Here is a 25,790-nt window from a genome sequence, read left to right as displayed (position 1 = left end):
GGCCCCGCGCGGTTCAACGGGGCACCCCCACCCCCGGTTCCCCCGCACCCCCGCATTCACCCCACCGGGCGCAACGCCTCCCAGGGCAGCGTCAGTTCCCCCTGCCGCCACCGCCGCGGCCCGTCCGCCAGCGGCCAGTCGCCGGCCAGCGCCCGTGCCGTCCGGATCCAGCGCTGCCGGGCCCCGTACGCGGCGTACGGGGCCGCGGCCGCCCAGGCCCGGTCGAAGTCGCGCAGGAACGCGTGCACCGGTTCGCCCGGAACGTTCCGGTGGATCAGTGCCTTCGGCAGCCGTTCCGCCAGGTCCGACGGGCGCTCCAGGGAGCCCAGCCGGGTCGCGAACGTCACCGTGCGCGCCCCCTCCGGACCCAGCGCCACCCACACGTGCCGCCGCCCGATCTCGTCGCAGGTCCCCTCCACCAGCAGCCCGTCCGGCGCCAGCCGCCCGCACAGCCGCGCCCAGACCTCGGCGACCTGCTCCTCGTCGTACTGGCGCAGAACGTTCGCCGCGCGGATCAGCGCCGGGCGGGCCCCGCCGTCCAGCGGCACCTCGAAACCGCCGTGCCGGAAGCTCAGCCCGTCCCGTTCGTACGGCTTCGCCCCCGCCACCCGCGCCGGCTCGATCTCGATGCCGACCACCCGCACCCGCGGTGCCGCCTCCCGCAGCCGGGACAGCAGCTCGACGGCCGTCCAGGGCGCGGCCCCGTAGCCCAGGTCCACCGCGACGGGATCCTCCGCGCGCCGCAGCGCCGCCCCGTGCGTGGCCGCGATCCAGCGGTCCATCCGGCGCAACCGGTTCGGATTGGTCGTCCCGCGCGTCACCGAGCCCACGGGGCGGCCGGGCGCGCGGCTGGAGGGCGGGGTACTGCGGGAGGCCATGGGCCGAGGGTAAGCGGAGGGCCCGCACAGCATGAAAACCCCCCGACGGGGCACCGGGCACGAGGAAACCTCCAGGAAAACCGGGCACCCCGGAATGCGCGGGACGACCATCCGGGTTGCACTCCTTGCAGGGCGTCCTCCGCGCCCTCGCCGTCATGCCGTCCGGCATGCGGTCCGTCATGCCGTCCGAGCGTCGTGCGGGCGCCGTCCGAGCCGAGAGGACTGCTTCTTTGAGCCAGTACGTGTCCCGCCTCAGTGGCCGCCTCGCCGCCGCCCGTGCCACCCGCCACGAGCCTCCCCGCCTGCGCCTTCCGGCCGTCGGCCACCACCGCAGGCCGCGCCGCGTGGCCATGCTCAGCGTGCACACGTCTCCGCTGCACCAGCCCGGCACCGGCGACGCCGGCGGCATGAACGTCTACATCGTCGAGCTGGCCAAGCGGCTCGCCGCGATCAACATCGAGGTCGAGATCTTCACCCGGGCCACCACCGGAGGGCTGCCGCCCGTCGTCGAGCTGGCCCCCGGCGTCCTCGTACGGCACGTGGACGCGGGCCCCTACGAGGGCCTCGCCAAGGAGGAGCTCCCGGCCCAGCTGTGCGCCTTCACCCACGGCGTCATGCAGGCCTGGGCCGGACACCGTCCCGGCTACTACGACCTCGTCCACTCCCACTACTGGCTTTCCGGCCATGTGGGCTGGCTCGCCGCCGAACGCTGGGGCGTCCCGCTCGTGCACGCCATGCACACCATGGCGAAGGTCAAGAACGCGGCGCTGGCCGCGGGGGACACGCCCGAGCCCGCCGCCCGGGTCATAGGCGAGACCCAGATCGTGGCCGCCGCCGACCGGCTCATCGCGAACACCGCCGAGGAGGCCGGCGAGCTCGTCCGGCACTACGAGGCCGACCCCGGCAAGGTGGCCGTCGTCCACCCCGGGGTGAATCTCGACCGGTTCACCGTCGGCGACGGCCGGGCCGCCGCCCGCGCCCGCCTCGGCCTCCCGCAGGACGCCGTCATCCCCCTCTTCGCCGGGCGGATCCAGCCCCTGAAGGCCCCCGACATCCTGCTGCGCGCCGTCGCCGTGATGGTCGACCGGGACCCCTCGCTGCGCCGCCGCCTGTTCGTACCCGTCGTCGGCGGGCCCAGCGGCAGCGGTCTGGCCAAGCCGGAAGGCCTGCACAAGCTGGCCGCGAAGCTCGGCATCGCCGACCTCGTGCACTTCCACCCGCCGGTCGCGCAGGACGGCCTCGCGGACTGGTTCCGGGCGGCGTCCGTGCTGGTCATGCCCTCCTACAGCGAGTCCTTCGGGCTGGTCGCCATAGAGGCGCAGGCCGCCGGCACGCCGGTGCTCGCCGCCGAGGTCGGCGGGCTGCCCGTCGCCGTCAACGACGGGGTCACGGGGATCCTCGTACCCGGGCACGACCCGGTGGACTACGCGCGGGAGCTGCAGCGCTTCGTGGACGAACCGGCGCTCGCGGACCGGATGGGCGCCGAGGCGGCGCGGCACGCGCAGTTCTTCGGCTGGGACACCGCGGCCGGCGGCACGGCCGACGTCTACACCGCGGCCATGCATGATCATCGCCGTCGCGTACGCTCCCACCATGGCTGACACCGCCGAGATCATCGAGAGCGCACTCACCGGCGCGGAGCTGAGCTGGGAGAGCCCCGAGCCGGGCACCTACGTCGTCCAGCTCCCCGGCACCCGCAAGCTGAGCACCACCTGCTCGATCAAGGTCGGCCGGCACTCGCTGTCGGTCAACGCCTTCGTGATCCGGCACCCCGACGAGAACGAGGCGGGCGTCCACCGCTGGCTGCTGGAGCGCAACCTCAAGCTGTACGGCATGGCGTACGCGGTGGACCGCCTCGGCGACATCTACCTGACGGCCCGGCTCCCGCTGTCGGTCGTCGACCCGGAGGAGCTGGACCGGCTGCTCGGCACGGTCCTGGAGGCGGCGGACGGTTCCTTCAACACGCTGCTGGAGCTGGGCTTCGCGAGCGCGATCCGGCGCGAGTACGAGTGGCGGGTCTCGCGCGGCGAGCCGACCTTCAACCTCGACGCGTTCAAGCACCTGACGCGCCCGCAGGGCGAACCGGCCGGCCCCGGCACTCCGATCGGCTGACACGCGGCACCGAACGGCACGCGAAGGCGTGTCGGCCCGCCCGGCCGGGCCCGTACGACCGCACCGTGACGGGATGAGCGGGACCACAGCCGAAGCACTCATGTACGCCTGGTTCGCCCTGGCCCTCCTGTCCACCGGCTACGTCGCCCACGACGCGTTCACCGAGAACCCGGAACTCACGGTGATGAAGTGGGGCTGGGTGCTGGTGACCCTCTACATCGGCCCGGTGGGCGCCGCGCTCTACGTCCTGTCCTGCAAGGAGCCGCGGCCCGGGACCCACGAGCGGTTCGTGGCGCCGCTGTGGAAGCAGGCGCTCGGCTCGACCATCCACTGCGTGGCCGGCGACGCGACCGGCATCATGGTCGCGGCCGTCGTCGCCTCGCTGCTCGGACTCCCGCCGTGGGCCGACGCCCTGTTCGAGTACGCGGTGGGCTTCGGCTTCGGGCTGCTGGTCTTCCAGGCCCTGTTCATGCGCGACATGCTCGGCGGCAGCTACGTGCGGGCCGTCCGGTCGACGGTGTACGCGGAGTGGCTCTCGATGAACTGCGTGATGGGCGCCATGGTCGCGGTGAACGTGATCGTGCGCAGCCAGGTGCCGGGGGCGCGGGACGTCGGCGACGTGCGCTTCTGGGCGACGTTCTCGCTGGCCGTGCTGGCCGGACTGGCCTTCGCGTACCCGGTCAACGTGTGGCTGGTCGCCAACCACCTCAAGCACGGGATGGGGACGGTACGGGCGCTGGGCGAGGGCGGCGAGCCGCTCCCGGCCGCCACCCACGCGGCCGCCACCCACGCAGGCGCCTCCGGCATGGCGATGCCGGAGGCGGAGGTGACGGCGGAGCAGAAGACGGCCATGGCCGTGCTGACGGTCCTCTTCCTCGCGGCCGGGGTCCTGCTGGCCGCGATCTTCGGCCACCTGGCCTGACGTGACCGTCGTGTCCCCGGCCGGGTACTACGCCACCCCGGCCGCCGCCGCGGGCTTCGCATCCCCCTGGGCCTCACCCGCCACCTCGGCCACGGACCCGGATTCGGCCTCGGTCGCTTCCGTGCCCGGGGACCCGGCGACGACGGCGACACCCGCGTCGCCCTCGGAGAGCCCGCGCATCAGCAGCCAGTAGCCGGCCGCCGCCACCGTGCCCAGCACGCCCGTGGCCGCCCAGAGCCAGTCGGCCCCGTACCGGTCGATCAGCAGGCCCGCCATCAGCGGCGCGACCAGCGAGGCCACCGCCCAGGACAGGTTGTAGACCCCCTGGTAGCGCCCGCGCCCGTGCACCGGCGAGAGCCGTACGACCAGGCCCATCTGGGTCGGCGAGTTCACGATCTCGGCCAGCGTCCACACGCACACCGTCAGCGCGTACGCCCACACCGGTCCGGCGAAGGCCGTCAGCGCGAACCCGTACCCGGCCAGCAGCGCCGAGATCACCAGCAGCTTCTGCGGGTCGCGCCGCTCGATGAACGAGGTGACCGGGATCTGGAGCAGCACGATCAGCACGCCGTTGACGGCGACGACCAGCCCGTAGTCCCCGGGGGAGAACCCGGCGGCGCCCATCGCGACCGGCAGGCCGACCGAGCCCTGCGTGAAGATCAGCGAGATCAGGAAGGACAGCCCGACCACACCCATGAACCGGCCGTCCCGCAGCACCGTCCCGAGCCCGATCGCGGGCTCCTCGCCGGCGGCGTCCGACCCGCTCGTAGGCCGCTCCGGCCGGGACTCGGGCAGCTTGACGAAGACCAGCACCGCGCAGGCCAGTGTCAGGGCGGCCTCGCCCAGGAAACCGGCCAGGTAGCTGTACTCCGCGATCACGCCCGCCGCCGTCGCGCTGACGGCGAAGCCGAGGTTGATGGCCCAGTAGTTGAGGGCGAAGGCCCGTACCCGGTCCTCGGGGCGGACGATGTCCGCCATCATCGCGGCGACCGCCGGCCGGGAGGCGTTCGAGGTCACGCCGACCAGGAGGGCCACGGCCGCGATCGCCGCCGGGTGCTCCATGAAGCCGAGCAGCGCCACCGAGAACGCGGTCGAGGCCTGGGCCGCCAGCAGGGTGGGGCGCCGCCCGAGCCGGTCGGTCATCACTCCCGCGACGAGCGAGGAGACGACGCCGCCGAGCCCGTGGAGGGCGACGACGAGCCCGGCGAAGGAGGCCGAGTAGCCCCGCTCCAGGGTCAGGTAGAGGGTCATGAAGGTGGCGACGAAGGCTCCGAGCCGGTTCACCAGGGTGCTCGTCCAGAGCCACCAGAAGGCCCGGGGCAGCCCGGCGACGCTCTCCCGGGCGGCCTGTCCGAAACGGGCAGCGGACATAACGGATTCCCCCCGGAGGTGTAAGCATCACTCGTACGGCGTGCACATTACGAGTGGCAGGCCTCCGGGCGCCACCGGATTGACGCGCACCGTCAATCGGACGGGACCCCGCACCGCGCGCGAGCGCCCCCGGGCGTCCACTAGGCTCGTACGCATGGCCGACGCACCGTACAAGCTGATCCTCCTCCGCCACGGCGAGAGCGACTGGAACGCGAAGAACCTGTTCACCGGCTGGGTGGACGTCAACCTCACCGAGAAGGGCGAGAAGGAGGCGGTCCGGGGCGGTGAGCTGCTCAAGGACGCCGGCCTGCTGCCCGACGTGCTGCACACCTCGCTGCAGAAGCGCGCCATCCGCACGGCGCAGCTCGCGCTGGAGGCCGCGGACCGCCACTGGATCCCGGTGCACCGCTCCTGGCGCCTGAACGAGCGCCACTACGGTGCGCTCCAGGGCAAGGACAAGGCGCAGACCCTCGCGGAGTTCGGCGAGGAGCAGTTCATGCTGTGGCGCCGCTCGTACGACACCCCGCCGCCGGTCCTGGAGGACGGCACGGAGTTCTCGCAGTCCGCGGACCCGCGCTACGCGTCGATCCCGAACGAGCTGCGTCCGCGTACGGAGTGCCTCAAGGACGTCGTCGAGCGCATGCTGCCGTACTGGTACGACGGCATCGTCCCGGACCTGCTGGCCGGCCGCACGGTCCTGGTCGCCGCGCACGGCAACTCGCTGCGCGGCCTGGTCAAGCACCTGGACGGCATCTCCGACGCCGACATCACGGGCCTGAACATCCCGACCGGCATCCCGCTCGTCTACGAACTGGACGCCGACTTCAAGCCCCTGAAGCCGGGCGGCACCTACCTCGACCCGGACGCGGCCGCGGCCGCCATCGAGGCCGTCAAGAACCAGGGCAAGAAGAAGTAAGCAGCACGATCGAGCCCCTGACCCGCATCGACGGTGCGGGTCAGGGGCTTTCGTCCGTCCTGGACACCTCCTAGGGACCGAAGTCCGTGACCGACAAGGTGAGGAGGCTTTCGCCCGGGGCGAGGGTGACCGCGTCGGCTTCGGTCACGCTGCGGCCCACGAGGCTCCAGTCGGACTTCTCGTAGCTGAGGGGAAAGGTGTCGACGGGCTCCGCGCGCCATCCCAGGCGCTCCAGCTCCGCCCCGATCTTCGGCAGGGCCTGCTCCGCCTGTGGGGTGTCGAGGACCGCGAACCAGTCGACCGCGCTCGGATGCGCGTTCCCGTTCGGAGTGCTGGTGGTCCTCCCCTTCGCAGGGTCGAGGCCCGCCTTGCGGACGGCCGCCCGCACGTCGCGGTCCACCGTGTCCCGGGTGACGGCCTTGGCTTGGGACGGGGCGTCGCCGGCCGTGCAGCCGGCCAGCGGAACGGATGCCAGCAGGATCGCGGCGGCCGCGACGGATCTCGTCGTGATCCTGGACGTCATCGACGGCTTGATGCGTATGTGCAAGGCAAGACTCCCACCCCGGTCGGTCAGGAGGGGAGTCTCACACACGCGCCCCCGCCGCTCGGCGGGGGGCGTGGAGAAGGAGTAGGCTTCGTGATCATGCCTCCCGCCTGCGCGTACGGCGCGGGCGGGAGGCATTTTCGGTCCCCGGGCCGGCTCGTGGCGGGGCTCAGGAGGTGGCGTTCGGGGTGTTCTCGCGCCATTCGCGGCCGATCGAGCGGATCAGGGCCGGGTAGACCCCCAGGTACCGGAACGGCTTGATGCCCAGCATGTAGAGGGCTCCCAGGCGGCCGTTCGGCTTCACCAGGACGGTCATCTGGCCGTGGTGGCCGCCGTTGCCGTCCGGGACCCAGCCGATGTGGAGCACCCCGTGCACGGTCCGGTTGGCGGATTCCGCCGCCCACTCGTCGTGGGTCTGGAAGACCGAGGTGAACGGGGCCGACCGCAGGTCCGGGCCGCGCTCGCCCGTGCGGAGGTCGGCCGGCAGGCGGTCGCGCAGGGTGGGGACCCGGGTGCCGAGGCCGCCGTCGGGCTTGTCCCAGCCGAACAGCCTGCCCAGCCCGCGGCGGACCGCGAAGAGGACGCGCGCCACGGGGGAGGGGACCGGATCCCCGGTGCCCTCCGCGAACTGGCGCACCAGGCGGTCGAGGTCGTCGGGCCCGCCCGGGGTCGGCAGCGCCCACACGTCCTCGACCCGGAAGTCGCCCGCGATCTCGTGGATCCGCCAGGGGCGGGAGGTGAACGCGGTCTTGGGGAGTCTCATCGGTCAACCCCTGTCTATACGATGGCGTATAGATCGAGGCTAGCACTCATCTATACGCCACCGTATAGACAGGGGCCGCGTGAGGAGGAGCACACCATGGGCGCGACCCGCACACCGCGCGGAAAGTGGATCGAGGAAGGGCTGCGGGCCCTCGCCGCCGGAGGCCCCGACGCCGTCCGCGTCGAGGCCCTGGCGCAGGCGCTCGGGGTCAGCAAGGGCGGCTTCTACGGCTACTTCGGCAGCCGGGGCGCACTGCTGACCGAGATGCTCGACACCTGGGAGCACGAGGTCGCCGACGCCGTCATCGAGCAGGTCGAGAGCGGCGGCGGAGACGCGCGGGCCAGGCTGGAGCGGCTGTTCGCGATCGCCTCGTCGGCCGACGGGCCGGTCAGGGGCACCACCGCCGACCTCGCCATCCGCGACTGGGCCCGGCGGGACGAGGACGTCGCGCAGCGGGTGCGGCGTACCGACAACCGGCGCATGGAGTACCTGCGCTCGCTGTTCCGCGCCATCTGCACCGACGAGGACGACGTCGAGGTCCGCTGCCTGCTGGCCTACTCGCTCCGCATCGGCGAGCACTTCATCCACGTCGACCACGGCGGCCGCACCCGCGCGGAGGTCATGGAGCTCACCCGGAACTGGCTCCTGAGATAGCCGGCGGACGCACGCGAAGGGCCCCGGCCGAGGGAACTCGGCCGGGGCCCGTCGCGCGTGCAGCCGGCGGAGGCGGTCAGCCGCCGCACTGGCAGGGGGCGCCGGACTGGCAGCCGCAGCCGCAGCCCGAGCCGCAGCCGCAGGCCGCGAGCAGCGGTAGCCGCAGCGGCTCCGGCCTCGGCGGCTGCTCCTGCTCCGGGGTGATCGGGACGGGGGAATCGGGCATGGTTCCTCCTCGCAGGGGCGGTGCCCCGCGGCATACGGGACTTCGTACGACGACCGCCCTCGCCCTCATTCATGCCCAGCGGTACCGGCGCGTCAACGGCGCATTGGGGCTCGGCCCCGCCCCCCGGTCCGGCACCCTCGTCCGGACTCCCCGCTTCCGATGCCGGCGGGTCAGACGCCCTCGACCTGCGTCGGCTGCTGGAGGTCGTCCGCGTGCTCACCCGTCACCAGGTAGACCACGCGCTTGGCCACCGACACCGCGTGGTCCGCGAAGCGCTCGTAGTAGCGGCCCAGAAGGGTCACGTCCACGGCCGTCTCGATGCCGTGCTTCCAGCGGTCGTCCATCAGGTGCTGGAACAGCGTGCGGTGCAGCTGGTCCATCTCGTCGTCGTCCTGCTCCAGCTGGAGGGCGAGGTCGACGTCCTTCGTGATGATGACTTCGGCGGCCTTCGCCATCAGGCGCTGCGCCAGCTGCCCCATCTCCAGGATGGTGGCGTGCAGGTCCCGCGGCACCGCCCGGTCCGGGAAGCGCAGCCGGGCGAGCTTCGCCACGTGCTGGGCGAGGTCGCCGCTGCGCTCCAGGTCGGCGCTCATCCGCAGGGAGGTCACGACGATGCGCAGGTCGGTGGCGACCGGCTGCTGGCGGGCCAGCAGGGCGATGGCGCGGGCCTCCAGGTCGTGCTGGAGGTCGTCGACCTTCTGGTCGGCGGCGATGACGCTCTCGGCGAGCTTCAGGTCGGCGTCGAGCATGGACGTCGTGGCCCGCCCGATCGCGGAGCCGACGAGCCGGGCCATCTCGACCAGGCCTTCTCCGATCGAGTCCAGTTCCTCGTGGTACGCGTCGCGCATGTCTCGTGTCCCTCTCTCGCCTACTACTGCGGTACTGCCCGTGGGCGGGCCGGGGCGGCCAGCGGCCCCACGTTGACACGGTGAGCCGCAAACGCGTCCGACTCCGGCACCACAAGTGAATCAACCCCGTCCCCAGGGTGAACTCTGGGCGACGACTGTTCGAGGTGCCACCCGAACGGCTGTGGAAGTGTCGTCGTGCCTGCTTAACCTGGATCCATGGACGTGAACGCGGCGGTCGCCGCAGCTGCAGCGATCGCCGGTCTTTGCACCGGTGTGATCGCGATGCTGGCGTTCCGCTGGAGCGAGCGCGACCAGGCCCGCCCCACCCGGAGCTCCATGCGCCCCGACCTCAACGCGGTGCTGCCGCCCGGCGTGGACACCGTCCTCTCCGTGCTGCGCTCCTCGGCGGTCGTACTGGACGAGGGCGACGCCGTGGTCAAGGCCAGCTCGGCCGCCTACGCCCTCGGCCTGGTCCGCGGCGGCAAGCTCGCCGTGGAGCCCATGCTCCACATGGCCCGCGACACCCGCCGCGACGGGGAGATACGCCAGGTGGAGCTGGACCTGCCCCGGCGCGGTACCGGCCGGGGAGAGGCCCTCGCCGTCTCGGCGCGCGTCGCCCCGCTCGGCTCCCGGCTGGTGCTCCTCCTGGTCGAGGACCTCACCGAGGCCCGCCGCATCGAGGCCGTACGCCGCGACTTCGTGGCCAACGTGTCCCACGAGCTGAAGACCCCGGTCGGAGCGATCTCCCTGCTGTCCGAGGCCGTCATGGACGCCGCGGACGACCCCGAGGCGGTCAGCCGCTTCGCGGGCCGCATGCAGATCGAGTCCACCCGGCTGATCAACCTCGTGCAGGAGCTCATCGACCTCTCCCGGGTACAGAACGACGACCCGCTGGAGGACGCCGAGCCCGTACGGGTGGACACGCTGGTCGCCGAGGCCATCGACCGCTGCCGCCACACCGCGTCCTCGAAGCAGATCACCATGGCCGCTGGCGGCACCGCCGACCTGCGGGTGTGGGGCAACCGCGGACAGCTCGCGGCCGCCCTCGGGAACCTCGTCGAGAACGCCGTCAACTACAGCCCCGCCCGCACCCGCGTCGGCATCGCCGGACGCAGGGTGTCGGCTCCTGGGGGAGACTTGATCGAGATCGCCGTGACCGACCAGGGCATCGGCATCCCGGAAAAGGACCGCGAGCGCATCTTCGAGCGCTTCTACCGCGTGGACCCGGCCCGCTCCCGAGCCACGGGAGGAACCGGCCTCGGCCTTGCGATCGTGAAGCACGTGGCTGCCTCGCACGGCGGGGAGGTGTCGGTATGGAGCTCGGAGGGCCAGGGTTCCACGTTCACCCTGCGACTCCCTGAAGCAGCCGCCCCGGCCCCGGCGGCGGCCCACGCCACCCACCCGACCCCTGCCTGACCCAGAACCGCCCCAGCCATTCCTGCCCCGGAGGTCCTTCCGTGACCCGAGTGCTCGTCGTCGAGGATGAGGAATCCTTCAGCGACGCCCTGTCCTACATGCTCCGCAAGGAGGGCTTCGAGGTCGCCATCGCCGCGACCGGGCCCGACGGGCTGGACGAGTTCGAACGCAACGGCGCCGACCTCGTCCTCCTCGACCTGATGCTTCCCGGCCTGCCCGGCACGGAGGTCTGCCGACAGCTGCGCGGCCGCTCCAACGTCCCCGTGATCATGGTGACCGCCAAGGACAGCGAGATCGACAAGGTCGTCGGGCTGGAGATAGGAGCAGATGACTACGTCACGAAGCCCTTCTCCTCCCGCGAGCTGGTCGCCCGCATCCGCGCGGTCCTGCGCCGCCGCGGCGAACCGGAGGAGGTCACCCCGGCGGCCCTGGAGGCCGGGCCCGTACGGATGGACGTCGACCGCCACGTCGTCACCGTCTCCGGCGGCAAGGTGGACCTCCCGCTGAAGGAGTTCGACCTGCTGGAGATGCTCCTGCGCAACGCGGGCCGCGTACTGACCCGTATGCAGCTCATCGACCGGGTCTGGGGCGCCGACTACGTCGGTGACACCAAGACGCTGGACGTCCACGTCAAGCGCCTGCGCGCCAAGATCGAGCCGGACCCGGGCGCGCCGCGCTACCTGGTGACGGTGCGTGGCCTGGGCTACAAGTTCGAGCCGTAGGCCTGCGGCACTCGCGCGGTCCGTCCAGGCCGGCCGGAGGCCGGCGCGGCGTCCCGATGCCGGTGAGGCCCCCCGGGCCTCGCCGCGCGAGGGGCGCACGCGGAAGGGGTTCGAGCCGGACCCGGGCGCGCCGCGCTACCTGGTGACGGTGCGTGGCCTGGGCTACAAGTTCGAGCCGTAGGCCTGCGGCACTCGCGCGGTCCGTCCGGGCCCGGGCCGCGCGTTCGAGCGGCAGGCCGGAACCCGCCCGGAGGGCGTACACGGGAAGGGCCCCCACCCGCAGCTGCGGGTGGGGGCCCTTCCCGTGTACGTACGGAGCGTCCGGGTCAGTGGCCGGCGCTGTGCGACGGGGAACCCGACGGCGTGCCGGCGGCCGCGCCCGAGGCGGAGCCGGCCGGGGTCGCGCCCGCGGCCGCGCCGGTGGCACCGGCCGAGGGGGAGCCCGACGGGGAGCCGGACGGCGTGCCCGAGGCGGAGCCGGACGGGCTCGGGGCGGTGGACGGGGCCGCGGACGGGCCGAACGGGGCGAACCCGCCGGTGCTGGGGACCACGAAGGCCTGCAGCTCGACGCCGCCCGTGCTGCTCAGCTGGAAGACGACGTCCTGCACTTCGCCGTCGCGGGCGGCCACGGAACCGTCCTCGATCACGGCGGAGGCGTTGCCCTTGCCGCCGATGACCACGTAGCCGAGGGCCGGCACGGTGACCTTGCCGGAGCCCTCTGCGGGCTTCAGCACGACCTTGCCCTTGCCACCCGGGAGGGTGATGCCGTCAAGGGTCTCCGCCTTGGTGCCGTTGTTGAAGACCGTCGCGGAGACGACCGCGGGACCCTTCTCGCCCTTCTGGCCCTGGGTGATCACCAGGGCGTTCTGGACCTCGATGTCGCCCTTGGTGGCGGCGGCGTTGTCCGGCTTGATCTGGAGGGTCTGCGCATCCTGGCCCGCACCGCATGCGGCCAGCGAGGCGATCGAGAACACGACGGCAGTGGCGGCGAGGGCGCCGCGTCGAAGGCTGCGGCTCACGGCGGCGGCAACTCCTTGGACGAACGGAAGGGGCGGGTGGACGCTCGGAACGGCCGAGGTAAAGCCGCTCTAAGGGTGTGTCAGCGCGCTTAGGTTACCGAGCCGCCGCCCCGCCCCCGCACCCGACCCTCCGCAGCGCCACCGCGGCCCTGGGAGTGTCCCGCGATCTTGCATTCCACGGCGCCCTTCACCGTGCCGATCTTGTGGCGCCCGCATATCGTGCGCCGGGCCCCTGGTGATCAATTTCCGGATTCCCTCGAACACCACTGAGTGATCAATTCGGGATTGGGCCGGAACCCGCCCGGCGAGGGCGGCCGCCAGTCGGACGGAGTAGTTCGGTTTCCCGACTCGGAAACCGGCAAAACGGGACGTACGTCACACTGATGGGGGTGCCGGGCAGGTGTAGCGTGGCCCTTTCGCCTGGTCCGCGCAGCGCCCCCGACCTGCGAATACCCCCTTCCGGAAGCCCTCCGCAGCACGTTCGTGTTGCTGTTGTCAAGCCCCGAGATGTGCCCTGACCTGCGAAAACGCCATTCATAACAGTCAGTTCTCGTGTTACCCTGGATAGCCACGGAAGGGGTACCTGTCACATGACGTTCAAGGTTGGCGACACCGTGGTCTATCCCCATCACGGGGCCGCGCTGATCGAGGCCATTGAGACTCGTCAGATCAAAGGCGTGGACAAGACCTACTTGGTGCTCAAGGTCGCCCAGGGCGACCTGACGGTTCGTGTGCCTGCGGACAATGCGGAGTTCGTCGGCGTTCGCGACGTAGTCGGCCAGGACGGGCTGGACCGGGTCTTCGAGGTGCTCCGCGCACCGTATGCAGAAGAGCCGACGAACTGGTCCCGGCGCTACAAGGCAAATCTGGAGAAGCTCGCTTCTGGCGATGTCATCAAGGTCGCCGAAGTGGTGCGTGACCTGTGGCGTCGTGAGCGCGAGCGCGGACTCTCCGCGGGTGAGAAGCGCATGCTCGCGAAGGCACGCCAGATTCTGGTGAGCGAGCTCGCGCTCGCTGAGAACACGAACGAGGACAAGGCCGAGGCCCTCCTCGACGAGGTGCTCGCGTCCTGACGCGAGTCCCCCGTGCACCATCTGGTGCGCAGCTTGCCGCGGTGCCCGATGACAAGGTCTCTCCTCCACGAGAGGCCTGTTGCCGGGCGCTGCGGCATGTCTGTATTCGTACCTTTTGCCTTACTACCTCACTGCCACCATCACGATGGCGTGCCGGGTCCGGGCAGCCTGCTCGACCGGTCGTCACGGAAGGGGCGAGGGGCGTCGCACCCGGCACCCTTCAGGCCATACCCATGTCGGCCGAAGTCACAAACCTGGCTCGGAGCTACTGATGTCTGACGTTACGCGTCCCCACCGCACCGCCGCGGTGATCCCGGCCGCCGGCCGGGGGGTACGCCTCGGTCCCGGTGCCCCCAAGGCCCTGCGGGCCCTCGGCGGCACCCCGATGCTCGTCCACGCCGTACGCGCGATGGCCCGCTCCCGCGCGGTCTCCCTCGTGGTGGTCGTGGCCCCGCCCGCCGAGGCCGCCGAGGTGCGCCTGCTGCTGGGCGAGCACGCACTGCCCGAGCGCACCGAGCTGCTGGTCGTCCCCGGCGGGGAGACCCGCCAGGAGTCCGTCCGCGCCGGCCTGGACGCGCTGCCGCCGGACGTCACCTCCGTGGTCATCCACGACGCGGCCCGGCCGCTCGTCCCCGTGGACACCGTGGACTCCGTCATCGAGGCCGTACGCGACGGAGCGCCCGCGGTGGTGCCCGCGCTGCCCCTGGCCGACACGGTCAAGGAGGTCGAGCCCGGCAGGCCCGGCGAGGCGGAGCCGGTCCTCGGCACGCCCGAGCGGGCCCGGCTGCGCGCCGTGCAGACCCCGCAGGGCTTCGACCTCGACACCCTCCAGCGGGCGCACGCCGCGATCGCCGTCGACGGCGAGGGTGCCACCGACGACGCCGGGATGGTGGAACGGCTCGGTGTCACCGTCGTGGTGATCCCGGGCCACGAAGAGGCCTTCAAGGTCACCCGTCCCCTCGACCTGGTCCTCGCAGAGGCCGTACTCGCCCGCAGGAGGGCCACCGATGGCTACTGATCCCACCGCCCCCGCCGTTCCCGCTGCTCCGGCGATCCCGCTCGTCGGCATCGGCACGGACGTGCACGCCTTCGAGGCCGGCCGCGAGCTGTGGTGCGCCGGCCTGCTCTGGGAGGGCGAGGACGGCCTCGCCGGGCACTCCGACGGCGACGTCGCCGCCCACGCCGCCTGCGACGCGCTCTTCTCCGCCGCCGGCGTCGGTGACCTCGGCGCGCACTTCGGCACCTCCCGCCCCGAGTGGTCGGGCGCCGCCGGTGTCACCCTTCTGGCGGAGGCGGCCCGTATCGTCCGCGCCGAGGGCTTCGAGATCGGCAACATCGCCATCCAGGTGATCGGCGTACGCCCGAAGATCGGCAAGCGGCGCGAAGAAGCGCAGAAGGCGCTCGCGGCCGCCGCCGGCGCCCCCGTCTCGGTGTCCGGCACCACCACCGACGGGCTGGGTCTCACCGGCCGCGCCGAAGGGCTCGCCGCGATCGCCACGGCCCTCGTGTACCGGACGAACCGGGCCTGATCCCTCGTAGCGGCCGTACATCTTCGGCAACAAAGGTGCCCCGGGTCCCGAAAGGGTCGCGGGGCACTGCTACAGGGCCACTACCCTGGATGCCGTGACTATTCGCCTGTACGACACCAGCGCCCGGCAGATCCGCGACTTCACCCCGCTCACCGCGGGCTGTGTCTCGATCTACCTGTGTGGCGCCACGGTGCAGGCCGCCCCGCACATCGGGCACATCCGGTCGGGCCTCAACTTCGACATGATGCGCCGCTGGTTCGAGTACCGGGGCTACGAGGTCACCTTCATCCGCAACGTCACGGACATCGACGACAAGATCATCACGAAGGCCGCCGAGCAGGGCCGTCCGTGGTGGTCCATCGGCTACGAGAACGAGCGCGCCTTCAACGACGGCTACACCGCTCTCGGCTGCCTCCCGCCCACCTACGAGCCGCGTGCCACCGGTCACGTCACCGAGATGGTCGAGATGATGCGCGGCCTCATCGAGCGCGGCCACGCCTACGAGTCCGAGGGCAACGTCTACTTCGACGTGAAGTCCTTCCCCGGCTACCTCTCGCTGTCCCGCCAGGAGCTCGACAACATCCGCCAGCCGGAGAGCACCGGCGAGACCGGCAAGCGCGACCCGCGCGACTTCGCCATGTGGAAGTCCGTCAAGCCCGGCGAGCCCTCCTGGGAGACCCCCTGGGGCCGCGGCCGTCCCGGCTGGCACCTGGAGTGCTCGGCCATGGCGCACAAGTACCTCGGCGAGGCCTTCGACATCCACGGCGGCGGACTCGACCTGATCTTCCCGCACCACGAGAACGAGATCGCCCAGGCCAAGGCCTTCGGTGACGAGTTCGCGAACTACTGGGTGCACAACGCCTGGGTCACGATGGCCGGCGAGAAGATGTCCAAGTCGCTGGGCAACTCCGTGCTCGTCTCGGAGATGGTCAAGCAGTGGCGTCCGATCGTCCTGCGCTACTACCTCGGCACCCCGCACTACCGGTCGATGATCGAGTACAGCGAGGAGGCCCTGCGCGAGGCCGAGTCGGCCTTCGCCCGGATCGAGGGCTTCTACCAGCGCGTCATCGAGAAGGCCGGCGGCCCCGTCGAGCCGGCGGCCGAGGTGCCGCCCGCCTTCGCCGAGGCCATGGACGACGACCTGGGTGTCCCGCAGGCCCTCGCGATCGTCCACACCACCGTCCGTCAGGGCAACAGCGCGCTCGCCGCCGACGACAAGGACGCGGCCATCGCGCGCCTGTCCGAGGTGCGGGCCATGCTGGGCGTCCTCGGCCTGGACCCGCTCGACGCCCACTGGGACGGCGGGAACGGTTCCGACCGCGGCGAGGAGCTCCACGGCGCCGTGGACACCCTCGTCCGACTCGTCCTGGACCAGCGCGAGTCCGCCCGGGCCCGTAAGGACTGGGCGACCGCCGACGCGATCCGCGACCAGCTCCAGCAGTCCGGGCTGGTCATCGAGGACAGCCCCACGGGTCCGCGCTGGACGCTCGGCCCCCGCTGAGCCCGGGCAGCTGAGCTTGGTGTGCTGCCCGGAGCTCCGGGCGGCACACTCTTCATACGTACATACCGCAGCACCAACGAAAACAGGTAGAAGTCATGGCCGGGAACAGCCAGCGCAGGAACCGCCGCACGTCCAACAAGAAGGGCGCGACGGTCGGCAGCGGTGGCCAGCGGCGCAAGGGCCTGGAAGGCAAGGGCCCCACGCCCAAGGCCGAGGACCGCAAGAAGCACAAGGCCAACCGCATCGCCAACGCGATGGCCCGCCAGGCCGCCAAGCGCCGTCCGGCGCCGCGCCGCGGCGGCCCCAAGGGCACCAGCGAGATGGTCGTCGGCCGCAACCCGGTCTTCGAGGCGCTGCGCGACGGCGTCCCCGCCACCACCCTCTACGTCCAGCAGTTCATCGACAATGACGAGCGCGTCCGCGAGGCCCTCCAGCTCGCCGCCGAGCGCGGCAACATCAACCTGATGGAAGCCCCGCGCCCCGAGCTCGACCGCCTGACCAACGGGCTCAACCACCAGGGCCTGGTCCTGCAGGTCCCGCCGTACGAGTACGCGCACCCGGAGGACCTCACCGCCGCCGCCTACGACAACGGCGACGAGCCGCTGATCGTGGCCCTCGACGGTGTCACCGACCCGCGCAACCTCGGCGCGATCGTGCGTTCCGTCTCCGCCTTCGGCGGCCACGGCGTGGTCATCCCCGAGCGCCGTGCCGCCGGTATGACCGCCGGCGCCTGGAAGACCTCGGCCGGCACCGCCGCCCGCACCCCGGTCTCGCGCGTCACCAACCTGACCCGCGCCCTCCAGGACTACAAGAAGGCCGGCATCACCATCGTCGGCCTCGCGGCCGAGGGCACGCACACGGTCAACGACCTGGACGAGCTGGCCGGCCCGGTCGTGATCGTCGTCGGCTCCGAGGGCAAGGGCCTCGGCCGTCTCGTCGGCGAGAACTGCGACTACCTCGTCCGCATTCCGATGCCGGGCGGTGCCGAGTCCCTCAACGCCGGTGTCGCCGCCGGCGTGGTCCTCTACGAGGCGGCCCGCCGCCGCGCCGACCGCGGCCGGGTCTGATCCCCCGGGCGAGGGATCCGCACGCGGCGGATCCCTCGCGCAACTGATCCACTTGGCTCACGGGAGATGACCCGTGAGCGTGTCACCCCACCCGATTCGGGCGGGGTGGCTTGATCTTGACGGGTCTCGGACACATCACTGGCGTCAAGGCAGTGTCCTAAACACTGATCACTCGGTTAGATGAGTGTGGACACCAGAACGTCAGGGTTCGACGACCAGCCCGCGCTGAGCATGGTCAAGGTGCCGTGCGACCCCGCACAGGTCATCGTCAACCACGCCAGCTTCCGCGTGCGGCTCGCACCGAGCCCGAGCGCGCGTTCCAAGCCCGCGAAGGCCCCCGGCCGCGCACCCGTTCTGGGTGGCGCCGTGGTGGCGGCCGCCGGGGCCACCCGCCGCCGGGCCCCCGTGGTCTGGAGCGGCAAGTCCGACGCCGGCGACGCCGCCGCCATGGGCGGACTGCTCCAGGCCGTCCGCGAGGCCGGCCGCGGACACGACGAGTACGACGGCGGCACCACCCAGGTCATCCCCCGCGTGGACCTGGCCCACGACCTCGCCGAGGACACCCTCGCCACGCCCACCGTCATCGGGCAGCGCAGCTACGGGGACCCCGCCGAGACCCGCCCCCTGGCCGCCGTGCGCGACCTGCACCACCAGCAGGAGCCGCCAGGCTCCGGTCCCGGGGCCGACTCCCGCCGGACCGGATCCGACAGCCGCGGCCAGGCCTCCTACTACCCCGGCCGCCGGATGAACCTCGGCGTCGTGCTGCTCCCGCTGCGCGTCTTCCTCGGCTTCATCTCCATCTACGCCGGCATGGGCAAGCTCTGCGACCCCGTCTACTTCGACGGCGGCGAACGCGGCTCCATGGTCACCTGGCTGCACACGCTGAACCCCTGGGCCCTCGCCGAGCCGCTGCGCGACTTCGCCCTCGCCCACCCGGTCGGCGCGGGCCTGAGCGTGGCCTTCCTCCAGGTCGTCGTCGGTGTGCTCACCGTCTTCGGCCTGTGGCAGCGGTTCGCGGCCTGCTTCGGGGCCCTGCTGTCCGCCGCACTGCTGATGACGGTGAGCTGGAAGACCGTCCCGGCCTACGACGCGCCCGACATCATCTACCTCGCCGCCTGGTCCCCGCTGATCATCGCCGGCGCCCCGGTCTACTCCCTCGACGGACGCCTCGCCGGCGAGGCCTGGCGGACCCTCGGCCCGCGCTCCGAGATCTGGCGGCTGCGGCGGCGCGTGCTGCGCCGCGGGGCCGTCATGGCCGCCGTCGTGTGCGGGCTCACCCTGCTCGTCGGTTCGCTCCTCGGCGGCGCCGTCCGCTCCTCCACCGTCGTCACCGTCCCCGGGCCGGGCGAGGCCCCCAGCAACTACCTGCCGGGCCGTCCGCTGCCGCAGCAGGCGCCGGCCGGGCGGCAGCCCGGGCAGCAGCAGCCCACGAAGCCGCCGGCCAAGGCGGCCTCGCCCTCGGCCAGTGCGACCGAGCCCGCCACCAAGTCGGGGAAGACCGCGTCCGGCAGCCCCTCCAAGGGAACCTCGGGGACCCGCTCCGAGTCGCCCGCCGCGACGCGCGGCACCACCGGCAAGCAGCAGACCCCGCGCAGCACCCCCCGCCAGTCCTCCTCGCCGAGGCAGCCGTCCTCCTCCGCGGGGAGCAGCACGGGCGGCGGGGCTCCCGCCCCCAAGCAGCCGGGCCTGATCGGCGGGCTCATCGGCTGACATCCGCGGACCTCCGTCGGCACTCGTCGACACCCGCACGGGAAAACCGGGGCCCGGCACGCACGAGCGTGCCGGGCCCCGGTGCGTGTGCCGGGCGCGCGGGGCCGCGTACGTACGACGCGCCGGGCGCCGGCCGGCCCGTGCGGGGCCTCAGGCGCCCTGCTGCGCCGCCAACTCCCGTGCCGCCTCGGTGAGGTCCTTCGCGGTGTCGATCGCCCGCCAGTAGGCCCCCTGGGGCAGCGGGAAGCCGGCGAGGCGCCGCTCACGGGCCAGGCGCGGGAACGTCGTTCGCTCGTGGTCGCCCAAGTCCGGCAGCAGCGCGGTGAATTCGGGGCTGAAGACGTACACGCCCGCGTTGACCGGATAGGGCGACGGCGGGGCCTCGATGAAGTCCAGGACCTGCCCGAACTCGTTGGTCTCCACGACCCCCCAGGGGATCCGCGGCCGCGCCAGCGCGAGGGTGGCCACCGCGTCGCGCTCGGCGTGGAAGGCGGCCATCTCGCGCAGCGAGAACCGGGTCCAGATGTCGCCGTTGGTCGCGTACCAGGACCCGTCGGGATGCGGGAGGTGCCGGGCGGCGTACTTGAGACCGCCGCCGCGGCCCAGGGGCTCCGTCTCGACGACCGTGGTCACGCGCAGCGGCAACCGGGCCCCGGCGAGCCACTCCTGGAGCACCTCGGCCAGGTGCCCGCAGGAGACCACGGCGTCCGTGACCCCCTCGGAGGCCAGCCAGGCCAGCTGGTGCCCGATGATCGGCACCCCCGTGCCCGGGATCTCGACCATCGGCTTCGGGCGGTCGTCCGTGTACGGACGCAGCCGCGAACCCTGGCCGCCCGCCAGGACGACGGCCTGGGTGGGGGCGGCGGGGAACGCGGCTGCGGAGGGAGCGGGCGGAGCGGATCGGTGGTCGTCGGTCATGACGGCCAGCGTAGGGACGTGACGGGCGTCAGCCCATGGAGGCGACCCCGGAGGCGTACGAGGTGTCGCAGACGGGCCGGGAGTAGGACTGGGCCTTCGTCGGGCCGTACGCGTCCACGGCGGCCCGCCCCAGCGCCCGCGCGATCCCCACGCAGTGCTCGGCGAGCGAGGGCCGCTTGTCCACCTCCTGCTGGAGGTGGGTGAGCACGTCGTCCGGCCGGCCGCCCTGCTGCAGCTCACCGACGAGCTGATCGCGCAGCACCTCGTGCGCGGCACGCGGCTTCGCGGGGACGGAGACGTCCTCGGCGGAGGCGGTCAGGATCTGGGAGGACGAGGTGTCCGCCCAGGGGACCATGGTGACCGCGAGGGTCCCGGACAGGACCAGGACGACGGGCAGGACCAGGGCGAGGGAACGGCCGATTCGGCGGGCAGTGTGGGTCACGAGGGCGAGAGTAGCGCTCGGTGAGGATTTGGCGACATTTAGTCACTCGGTCGGGGGATGGTTCGACGTGGTTTTTCGAATCAAGGGTTGACGGACGCGTCCGAATGGCCCGGTCTGCCGGGGTTCCTGGGGGGTGTCCTCCGGCAACGGACGGCGGAGGGGCGCCCCTTGAACGGGACGCCCCTCCAACTCCGTATCCGGTACGACTAGTCGGACAGTCGCTGCCCGGAGGACGTCGAGAAGACGTGGATCTCGTCGGCCCGCGGCACGACGTGCAGGCTGGAGCCCTTCTCCGGGACCTGGCGGCCGCCCACGCGGACGACGAGGTCCTGCGAGCCCTCGGCCGCCGAGGTCGAGCCGTAGACGTAGCCGTCGGCGCCGAGTTCCTCGACGACGTTCACGGTGATGGTCAGACCGCCGGTCTCGGCGACGTCGAAGTGCTCCGGGCGGACGCCGACGGTGACGGTGCGGTCGCCCGCGTCGGCCGCCGCGGACAGCGCCTCGCGGGACACCGGGACGACGCTGTCGCCGAACTTCACGCCGCCGTCGGTGATCGGGACCTCGACCAGGTTCATGGCGGGCGACCCGATGAAGCCGGCGACGAACAGGTTCGCGGGGCGGTCGTACATGTTGCGCGGGGTGTCGACCTGCTGGAGCAGACCGTCCTTCAGGACCGCCACGCGGTCGCCCATCGTCATGGCCTCGACCTGGTCGTGGGTGACGTAGACGGTGGTGATGCCGAGGTCGCGCTGGAGGGCCGCGATCTGCGTGCGGGTGGAGACGCGGAGCTTGGCGTCGAGGTTCGACAGCGGCTCGTCCATGAGGAACACCTGCGGCTTGCGCACGATGGCGCGGCCCATGGCGACGCGCTGGCGCTGACCGCCGGAGAGCGCCTTCGGCTTCCGGTCGAGGTACTGGGTGAGGTCGAGCATCTTCGCCGCGTCCTCCACCTTCTTGCGGATGGTGGCCTTGTCCTCGCCGGCGATCTTGAGCGCGAAGCCCATGTTGTCGGCGACGGACATGTGCGGGTAGAGCGCGTAGTTCTGGAACACCATCGCGATGTCCCGGTCCTTGGGCGGCAGGTGCGTGACGTCGCGGTCGCCGATGCGGATGGCGCCGCCGTTGACGTCCTCCAGGCCGGCGAGCATGCGCAGCGAGGTGGACTTGCCGCAGCCGGAGGGGCCGACGAGGACGAGGAACTCGCCGTCCTCGATCTCCAGCTCCAGCTGGTCGACGGCGGGCTTGTCGCCGCCCGGGTACAGACGGGTCGCCTTGTCGAAGGTGACAGAAGCCATGGTGATGAATCCCTTCTACCGGCAGGAACGTGCCGGACGATCCGAGTGGAAGGTCTAGTCCAGAATCCGGACTCCGCCCGACGCTACCCGCCGTTCCCCCCGCTGTCAGCACCGCACCGTCGTGACTTCGAACTTTGTGCGATCCGTCGGACCCCCCGCCTGCACCCCCTCAGGGGCCGGGCAATGTGATGGCCGGGGGATTCACGTGCTGTGTAGAGTGATGGCGGCTTCGCTCGCCGTACACGGCGGGTGGGTCGTGCCTCCTTAGCTCAGTCCGGCCAGAGCAACGCACTTGTAATGCGTAGGTCGTCGGTTCGAATCCGACAGGGGGCTCCGCGAACCCCAGGTCACCTGCCGTGACCTGGGGTTTTTTCGTTCCCGGGGCGTGGCTGCGGCGAGGCGCCGGCGCCTGCCGCCGGATCCGCCGCGCGTCCGGCGCCCCACTGCGCCGTACGCCAAGCCTGTCCGAGTGGTGGTGATGGGCCGGAAGGAGGGCTCCCGCCGCCCCTGGCGATCCGAGGGCTCCGCCGCGGGAACTCTGCGTCGACTGGTTCGGCCGGCCCGGTGCCCCTCGGGGTTCCCGGCCGGCTACGGGCGCGATCCGTTCCTCCCGGGAGGAACGGGAGAAGTGAGGAGCCTTCATGGCGTGTTACGGGCAGAACGGCCTGCGACGTGTGCTGACGGGAGCGGCGATCGGCCTCGTCCTGGCCGTCACCGGCACCGGCACCGCGGGACTGGCGCAGGCGCACACGGGGACGGCCTCGGCTCAGGCCGGAGCCGTCACGTCGAAGGCGCGTGCGGTGTGCCCGCCGACGCCCCTGTGGGCGAACACCGGTGGGAACGACCGGAGGCTCATCCAGTACGACACGACGGGCTCCACGCTCAGCAGCGTCGCGCTGGCCCGCGACTACGGTGACATCGCGTTCAGCCCCAACGGCTCGACGCTCTACGGGGTGGACTTCCCCGGCTCCCCCGGCTCGGCCACGCTCTACACCATCGACCCCGTCACCGGTGCGGAGACGGCCAGCCTGCCGATCTCGGGGCCGCTCGCGGCGGTGACCTCGCTGCCCGCCGTCAACGGCCTGACCGCCCGCGCGGACGGACAGCTGATCGCCGGCTCGTTCAATTCGAGCCAGATCTTCCTGATCGACCCCGCCACCGGCGTCTCCACGCTGTTCCCCGCCTCCTTCCCGGCCGGCGTCGTCTCGGCGGGTGACTTCATCACCCTGGACGACGGCGACGTCCTGGCCTTCGGCACCCCGGACACGACCGGCCCGTCCCCGGTGTTCCGGATCCGCCCCGACAACTCCGTCGTCCAGATCGGCACGGTCCCGCAGACCTTCGGTGCCGCCAAGTCCGCGGGGAGCGTGTACGCCTTCGCCTCCAACGGCGACATCAACCTGCTGACGAGCCTGCCCACCACGGCGTCGACCGCGCCGCTGCCGGTGACGACCGTCGAGGCGACGGGCCGCGGCTTCTACGGGGCCACCTCCGCGCAGGACAGCGGCAGCTGCGTCGTGCCCGCCTACACGGTGGCGAAGTCGGCCTCACCGACCGGGCCGGTCAACGAGGGCAACACCATCACCTACCGGCTCACCGTCAGGAACACCGGAACCGTCGCCGCGAACGGCGACTTCACCGACGACCTGGGCGACGTCCTGGACGACGCCACGTTCGTGCCCGGCTCGCTCACCTCCACCAGCGGCACCGCGAACCTCAGCGGGAACACGCTGTCCTGGACCGGCACGCTGGCACCCGGCGGCACCGCGACCGTCACGTACCAGGTGCGGGTCAACACCCCGGACACCGGCGACCACACCCTGGTCAACTACGTCGCACCCACCGCGCCGGGCGGGTCCTGCGCATCGGCGCGCACCTGCTCCGTCACGATCCACGTCAAGAAGAAGCACGACCACAAGGACTGCGACAAGCCCGGCCACGGTCACAAGCCCGGGCAGGGCGGCAACCACGAGCACGGCCACGACCACGGCCGCGGCGACGCGCACGAACACGAAGAGGGAGCGGAGAAGACCGTCTAGCGGGACGGACACCTCCCAGGAGTGAACCGGCGGGCCCGGCACGCGCCACACGTGCCGGGCCCGCCGCCGGCGTGATCGGCCGGCGTGATCGGCCGGCGTGATCAGTGGCGGCCCGAGATGCGGTCGGCGAGGCGGGCCAGGAGGGCCGTCCTCGGGGTGTGGGAGGCCGCCTCCCGGCGGTCCGCCTCGCGGTAGGCGGCGTAGAGGGCCTGCACGCCGAGCCAGCGCAGCGGCTCCGGCTCCCAGCGGCGGACGCGGTGGTCCACCCACGGCAGGGCCGTCAGCTCCGTGGACTCGCCGAGGACCAGGTCGCGCAGGGTGCGGCCGGCGAGGTTGGCGGTGGCGACGCCCGAGCCGACGTACCCGCCCGCCCAGCCCACGCCCGTGGTGCGGTCCAGGGTGACGGTGGCGCACCAGTCGCGCGGCACGCCGAGGACGCCCGACCAGGCGTGGGTGATCTCCGTACCGGTGAGGGCCGGGAAGAAGGAGAAGAGCAGGTCGCGGAGGGAGTCGACGGTGGCCAGCTGGGTGCGGCCGTCGTTGTCGGTGCGCGAGCCGAAGCGGTACGGGACCCCGCGCCCGCCGATCGCGATCCGGTCGTCGGCGGTCCGCTGCGCGTACATGTACGCGTGGGCCATGTCGCCCAGGACCTCCCGGCCCGACCAGCCGAGCTGTGCCCAGGTCTCGGCGGGCAGCGGGGCGGTCGCGATCATCGAGGAGTTCATCGGGAGCCACGACCGCTTCTGGCCCTTGAGGGCGGCGGTGAAGCCCTCGGTGCAGCGCAGGACGTGCGGGGCGCGGACCGTGCCGTAGGGGGTGACCGCCTTCCCCGCGGAGATCTCCGTGACCGGGGTGGATTCGTGGATCACCACGCCGAGGCGTTCGCAGGCCTCGGCCAGGCCCCTGACCAGCTTGAGGGGGTGGATGCGGGCGCCGTGCGGGCTCCAGCTGGAGCCGACGGCGTCGGCGATGCCGATGCGCGTGCGGGTGGCGGCGGCGTCGTGGAACGCGCGGTCGGTCTCGCCGAAGGCGAGCTCGGCGGCGTGGAAGGCCTTGAGGCGGCCGAGCTGGGCGGGGGTCCGGGCGACTTCGAGGACGCCGCCGCGGTGGATGTCGGCGTCGATGCCCTCCTTGGCGGCGACGTCGATGACTTCGGTGACGGTCTCGTTCATGGCCTGCTGGAGGCTTCGGGCGGCCTGCCGGCCGTGGAGGGCGGCGTAGCGGTCGCGGCCGGCGATGCCGTTGTAGAGCCAGCCGCCGTTGCGGCCGGAGGCGCCGTAGCCGCAGAACTTCTGCTCCAGGACGGTGACGCGCAGGTCGGGGGCGGCCTGCTTCAGGTAGTAGGCGGTCCACAGGCCGGTGTATCCGCCGCCGACGATGACGACGTCGGCGGTGGTGTGGGCGGTGAGGGGCGTGCGGGATGGGGTGGCCGGGGGGCCGGGGCGCTCGGACGCGTACCAGAAGGAAATACCACCGTTGATCGTCATGGGGCCGTTGCTACACCCTTTCCCTCCCGGGGGGCCAGGTACGGGATGTCGCGCGGCGGGGCGTGGGGGTTTGCCGTATGCCGGTTGCCCTGCGGGCGGCTCGGCGGTGTGTGCGGTGCCCCGGGCGCTGCCCGGACCCGCGCCTCAATCGCCGGCGGGGCTGAAATGGCCGGCGGGGCTTGATGTGCGCGGGCTGTCGAAGCACCGGGGTGGGGTGGTGGCACGTAGGAGGGTCCCCGCAGGACGAGGCGCGACCACGGCCGTCTGGCCGGGACGCCCCGCGCGCGCCGAGCCGAGGAGATCCTCGTGCGGGGCACCACCCCACACCGCACCACCCA

At 72.2% G+C, this 25,790-nt stretch carries 25 protein-coding genes and 1 tRNA gene; 15 read left to right on the top strand and 11 right to left on the bottom strand.

Annotation, left to right across the window (positions count from 1 at the left end; all coding sequences use genetic code 11):
* Positions 1 to 56 precede the first annotated feature (56 nt).
* Entirely contained in the window at positions 57 to 878 is an 822-nt protein-coding gene (locus tag DEJ51_RS14980; RefSeq protein WP_190620396.1) for a class I SAM-dependent methyltransferase, read from the bottom strand.
* A 230-nt stretch (positions 879 to 1,108) separates the two neighbouring features.
* Between DEJ51_RS14980 and mshA the strand changes: the two genes are divergently transcribed.
* From mshA to DEJ51_RS14965, 3 genes are all read left to right on the top strand, one after another.
* Positions 1,109 to 2,479, top strand: a complete 1,371-nt coding sequence (gene mshA / locus DEJ51_RS14975) for a D-inositol-3-phosphate glycosyltransferase (RefSeq protein WP_190620395.1) — start codon at positions 1,109 to 1,111, stop codon at positions 2,477 to 2,479.
* Positions 2,472 to 2,990, top strand: a complete 519-nt coding sequence (locus DEJ51_RS14970; protein ID WP_150258034.1) for a YbjN domain-containing protein — start codon at positions 2,472 to 2,474, stop codon at positions 2,988 to 2,990. Before mshA ends, DEJ51_RS14970 begins: the two co-directional genes overlap by 8 nt.
* Positions 2,991 to 3,063: 73 nt before the next feature.
* Entirely contained in the window at positions 3,064 to 3,912 is an 849-nt protein-coding gene (locus DEJ51_RS14965; RefSeq protein WP_150258033.1) for a DUF4396 domain-containing protein, read from the top strand.
* Positions 3,913 to 3,939: 27 nt separating this feature from the next.
* Here DEJ51_RS14965 and DEJ51_RS14960 read toward each other — a convergent pair whose 3' ends face one another.
* Positions 3,940 to 5,283, bottom strand: coding sequence for an MDR family MFS transporter (locus tag DEJ51_RS14960; protein ID WP_150258032.1), 1,344 nt, complete (start codon positions 5,281 to 5,283; stop codon positions 3,940 to 3,942).
* Positions 5,284 to 5,437: 154 nt separating this feature from the next.
* On the opposite strand from DEJ51_RS14960, the gene DEJ51_RS14955 reads away from it, so the two are divergent.
* Positions 5,438 to 6,199, top strand: coding sequence for a phosphoglyceromutase (locus tag DEJ51_RS14955; protein WP_150258031.1), 762 nt, complete (start codon positions 5,438 to 5,440; stop codon positions 6,197 to 6,199).
* A 70-nt stretch (positions 6,200 to 6,269) separates the two neighbouring features.
* Here DEJ51_RS14955 and DEJ51_RS14950 read toward each other — a convergent pair whose 3' ends face one another.
* Together DEJ51_RS14950 and DEJ51_RS14945 are read right to left on the bottom strand one after the other, a co-directional pair.
* Positions 6,270 to 6,722: a hypothetical protein gene (locus DEJ51_RS14950; protein ID WP_150258030.1), complete on the bottom strand. Its 453-nt coding sequence runs from the start codon at positions 6,720 to 6,722 to the stop codon at positions 6,270 to 6,272.
* 190 nt (positions 6,723 to 6,912) lie between these two features.
* Positions 6,913 to 7,506 carry a DUF2867 domain-containing protein gene (locus DEJ51_RS14945; RefSeq protein ID WP_150258029.1) on the bottom strand — a complete coding sequence of 198 codons (594 nt, stop codon included), beginning with the start codon at positions 7,504 to 7,506 and terminating at the stop codon, positions 6,913 to 6,915.
* A 96-nt stretch (positions 7,507 to 7,602) separates the two neighbouring features.
* Here DEJ51_RS14945 and DEJ51_RS14940 point away from each other — a divergent pair, with 96 nt between their 5' ends.
* Positions 7,603 to 8,160 carry a TetR/AcrR family transcriptional regulator gene (locus DEJ51_RS14940; RefSeq protein WP_150258028.1) on the top strand — a complete coding sequence of 186 codons (558 nt, stop codon included), beginning with the start codon at positions 7,603 to 7,605 and terminating at the stop codon, positions 8,158 to 8,160.
* 76 nt (positions 8,161 to 8,236) lie between these two features.
* Here DEJ51_RS14940 and DEJ51_RS34515 read toward each other — a convergent pair whose 3' ends face one another.
* Together DEJ51_RS34515 and phoU are read right to left on the bottom strand one after the other, a co-directional pair.
* Positions 8,237 to 8,386: a hypothetical protein gene (locus DEJ51_RS34515; RefSeq protein WP_167344738.1), complete on the bottom strand. Its 150-nt coding sequence runs from the start codon at positions 8,384 to 8,386 to the stop codon at positions 8,237 to 8,239.
* Between the two features lie 170 nt (positions 8,387 to 8,556).
* The gene (gene phoU / locus DEJ51_RS14935; RefSeq protein WP_030009600.1) at positions 8,557 to 9,234 is read right to left on the bottom strand and encodes a phosphate signaling complex protein PhoU; all 678 of its coding nucleotides are present in this window, start codon (positions 9,232 to 9,234) and stop codon (positions 8,557 to 8,559) included.
* A 216-nt stretch (positions 9,235 to 9,450) separates the two neighbouring features.
* Between phoU and DEJ51_RS14930 the strand changes: the two genes are divergently transcribed.
* Positions 9,451 to 10,650 (top strand): sensor histidine kinase, encoded by a 1,200-nt coding sequence (locus tag DEJ51_RS14930; protein ID WP_150258027.1) that lies wholly within the window; start codon positions 9,451 to 9,453, stop codon positions 10,648 to 10,650.
* A 41-nt stretch (positions 10,651 to 10,691) separates the two neighbouring features.
* Positions 10,692 to 11,372: a response regulator transcription factor gene (locus tag DEJ51_RS14925; RefSeq protein WP_030009598.1), complete on the top strand. Its 681-nt coding sequence runs from the start codon at positions 10,692 to 10,694 to the stop codon at positions 11,370 to 11,372.
* 326 nt (positions 11,373 to 11,698) lie between these two features.
* Here the strand turns inward: DEJ51_RS14925 and DEJ51_RS14915 are convergent, their stop codons facing one another.
* Positions 11,699 to 12,391, bottom strand: a complete 693-nt coding sequence (locus DEJ51_RS14915; protein WP_150258025.1) for a DUF461 domain-containing protein — start codon at positions 12,389 to 12,391, stop codon at positions 11,699 to 11,701.
* A gap of 590 nt (positions 12,392 to 12,981) precedes the next feature.
* Here DEJ51_RS14915 and DEJ51_RS14905 point away from each other — a divergent pair.
* The 6 genes from DEJ51_RS14905 (at position 12,982) to DEJ51_RS14880 (ending at position 19,271) form a co-directional block, all read left to right on the top strand.
* Positions 12,982 to 13,464, top strand: a complete 483-nt coding sequence (locus tag DEJ51_RS14905) for a CarD family transcriptional regulator (RefSeq protein ID WP_003953493.1) — start codon at positions 12,982 to 12,984, stop codon at positions 13,462 to 13,464.
* A gap of 271 nt (positions 13,465 to 13,735) precedes the next feature.
* Entirely contained in the window at positions 13,736 to 14,482 is a 747-nt protein-coding gene (gene ispD, locus DEJ51_RS14900; protein ID WP_150258024.1) for a 2-C-methyl-D-erythritol 4-phosphate cytidylyltransferase, read from the top strand.
* A complete protein-coding gene (gene ispF, locus DEJ51_RS14895; protein ID WP_150258023.1) occupies positions 14,472 to 14,993 on the top strand; it encodes a 2-C-methyl-D-erythritol 2,4-cyclodiphosphate synthase in 522 nt (173 codons plus the stop codon). Before ispD ends, ispF begins: the two co-directional genes overlap by 11 nt.
* A gap of 94 nt (positions 14,994 to 15,087) precedes the next feature.
* Entirely contained in the window at positions 15,088 to 16,494 is a 1,407-nt protein-coding gene (cysS, locus tag DEJ51_RS14890; RefSeq protein WP_150258022.1) for a cysteine--tRNA ligase, read from the top strand.
* A gap of 95 nt (positions 16,495 to 16,589) precedes the next feature.
* Entirely contained in the window at positions 16,590 to 17,561 is a 972-nt protein-coding gene (gene rlmB / locus DEJ51_RS14885; protein WP_150258021.1) for a 23S rRNA (guanosine(2251)-2'-O)-methyltransferase RlmB, read from the top strand.
* Between the two features lie 180 nt (positions 17,562 to 17,741).
* The gene (locus DEJ51_RS14880; RefSeq protein WP_150258020.1) at positions 17,742 to 19,271 is read left to right on the top strand and encodes a DoxX family protein; all 1,530 of its coding nucleotides are present in this window, start codon (positions 17,742 to 17,744) and stop codon (positions 19,269 to 19,271) included.
* Between the two features lie 150 nt (positions 19,272 to 19,421).
* On the opposite strand, the gene DEJ51_RS14875 is transcribed toward DEJ51_RS14880, so the two are convergent.
* The 3 genes from DEJ51_RS14875 to DEJ51_RS14865 form a co-directional block, all read right to left on the bottom strand.
* Positions 19,422 to 20,189, bottom strand: coding sequence for an NDP-sugar synthase (locus tag DEJ51_RS14875; protein ID WP_150258019.1), 768 nt, complete (start codon positions 20,187 to 20,189; stop codon positions 19,422 to 19,424).
* 28 nt (positions 20,190 to 20,217) lie between these two features.
* On the bottom strand, positions 20,218 to 20,631 hold the full coding sequence (locus DEJ51_RS14870) for a hypothetical protein (protein ID WP_150258018.1): 414 nt from the start codon (positions 20,629 to 20,631) through the stop codon (positions 20,218 to 20,220).
* A gap of 206 nt (positions 20,632 to 20,837) precedes the next feature.
* Positions 20,838 to 21,926 carry an ABC transporter ATP-binding protein gene (locus DEJ51_RS14865; protein WP_150258017.1) on the bottom strand — a complete coding sequence of 363 codons (1,089 nt, stop codon included), beginning with the start codon at positions 21,924 to 21,926 and terminating at the stop codon, positions 20,838 to 20,840.
* A gap of 258 nt (positions 21,927 to 22,184) precedes the next feature.
* Here DEJ51_RS14865 and DEJ51_RS14860 point away from each other — a divergent pair.
* A tRNA-Thr gene (locus tag DEJ51_RS14860) sits at positions 22,185 to 22,259 on the top strand.
* Between the two features lie 308 nt (positions 22,260 to 22,567).
* Positions 22,568 to 23,965: a DUF11 domain-containing protein gene (locus DEJ51_RS14855; RefSeq protein WP_150258016.1), complete on the top strand. Its 1,398-nt coding sequence runs from the start codon at positions 22,568 to 22,570 to the stop codon at positions 23,963 to 23,965.
* 101 nt (positions 23,966 to 24,066) lie between these two features.
* On the opposite strand, the gene DEJ51_RS14850 is transcribed toward DEJ51_RS14855, so the two are convergent.
* Positions 24,067 to 25,452 (bottom strand): NAD(P)/FAD-dependent oxidoreductase, encoded by a 1,386-nt coding sequence (locus DEJ51_RS14850; protein WP_150258015.1) that lies wholly within the window; start codon positions 25,450 to 25,452, stop codon positions 24,067 to 24,069.
* Between the last annotated feature and the right edge of the window lie 338 nt (positions 25,453 to 25,790).

Origin of the sequence: Streptomyces venezuelae, from assembly GCF_008642275.1 — a bacterium.
In the GTDB taxonomy this organism is placed as follows: Bacteria; Actinomycetota; Actinomycetes; order Streptomycetales; family Streptomycetaceae; genus Streptomyces; species Streptomyces venezuelae_E.
Note: the sequence above shows the minus strand (reverse complement) of the source record. Positions and strands in the feature narration are given on the sequence as shown.

Bases quoted from the DNA above. Each gene is read 5' to 3' on its own strand.
- DEJ51_RS14980 (WP_190620396.1), bottom strand. From the start codon at position 878: ATGGCCTCCCGCAGTACCCCGCCCTCCAGCCGCGCGCCCGGCCGCCCC.
- DEJ51_RS14970 (WP_150258034.1), top strand. From the start codon at position 2,472: ATGGCTGACACCGCCGAGATCATCGAGAGCGCACTCACCGGCGCGGAG.
- DEJ51_RS14965 (WP_150258033.1), top strand. From the start codon at position 3,064: ATGAGCGGGACCACAGCCGAAGCACTCATGTACGCCTGGTTCGCCCTG.
- DEJ51_RS14960 (WP_150258032.1), bottom strand. From the start codon at position 5,283: ATGTCCGCTGCCCGTTTCGGACAGGCCGCCCGGGAGAGCGTCGCCGGG.
- DEJ51_RS14955 (WP_150258031.1), top strand. From the start codon at position 5,438: ATGGCCGACGCACCGTACAAGCTGATCCTCCTCCGCCACGGCGAGAGC.
- DEJ51_RS14950 (WP_150258030.1), bottom strand. From the start codon at position 6,722: ATGACGTCCAGGATCACGACGAGATCCGTCGCGGCCGCCGCGATCCTG.
- DEJ51_RS14945 (WP_150258029.1), bottom strand. From the start codon at position 7,506: ATGAGACTCCCCAAGACCGCGTTCACCTCCCGCCCCTGGCGGATCCAC.
- DEJ51_RS14940 (WP_150258028.1), top strand. From the start codon at position 7,603: ATGGGCGCGACCCGCACACCGCGCGGAAAGTGGATCGAGGAAGGGCTG.
- DEJ51_RS34515 (WP_167344738.1), bottom strand. From the start codon at position 8,386: ATGCCCGATTCCCCCGTCCCGATCACCCCGGAGCAGGAGCAGCCGCCG.
- phoU (WP_030009600.1), bottom strand. From the start codon at position 9,234: ATGCGCGACGCGTACCACGAGGAACTGGACTCGATCGGAGAAGGCCTG.
- DEJ51_RS14930 (WP_150258027.1), top strand. From the start codon at position 9,451: ATGGACGTGAACGCGGCGGTCGCCGCAGCTGCAGCGATCGCCGGTCTT.
- DEJ51_RS14905 (WP_003953493.1), top strand. From the start codon at position 12,982: ATGACGTTCAAGGTTGGCGACACCGTGGTCTATCCCCATCACGGGGCC.
- ispD (WP_150258024.1), top strand. From the start codon at position 13,736: ATGTCTGACGTTACGCGTCCCCACCGCACCGCCGCGGTGATCCCGGCC.
- ispF (WP_150258023.1), top strand. From the start codon at position 14,472: ATGGCTACTGATCCCACCGCCCCCGCCGTTCCCGCTGCTCCGGCGATC.
- rlmB (WP_150258021.1), top strand. From the start codon at position 16,590: ATGGCCGGGAACAGCCAGCGCAGGAACCGCCGCACGTCCAACAAGAAG.
- DEJ51_RS14880 (WP_150258020.1), top strand. From the start codon at position 17,742: ATGAGTGTGGACACCAGAACGTCAGGGTTCGACGACCAGCCCGCGCTG.
- DEJ51_RS14875 (WP_150258019.1), bottom strand. From the start codon at position 20,189: ATGACCGACGACCACCGATCCGCTCCGCCCGCTCCCTCCGCAGCCGCG.
- DEJ51_RS14865 (WP_150258017.1), bottom strand. From the start codon at position 21,926: ATGGCTTCTGTCACCTTCGACAAGGCGACCCGTCTGTACCCGGGCGGC.
- DEJ51_RS14855 (WP_150258016.1), top strand. From the start codon at position 22,568: ATGGCGTGTTACGGGCAGAACGGCCTGCGACGTGTGCTGACGGGAGCG.
- DEJ51_RS14850 (WP_150258015.1), bottom strand. From the start codon at position 25,452: ATGACGATCAACGGTGGTATTTCCTTCTGGTACGCGTCCGAGCGCCCC.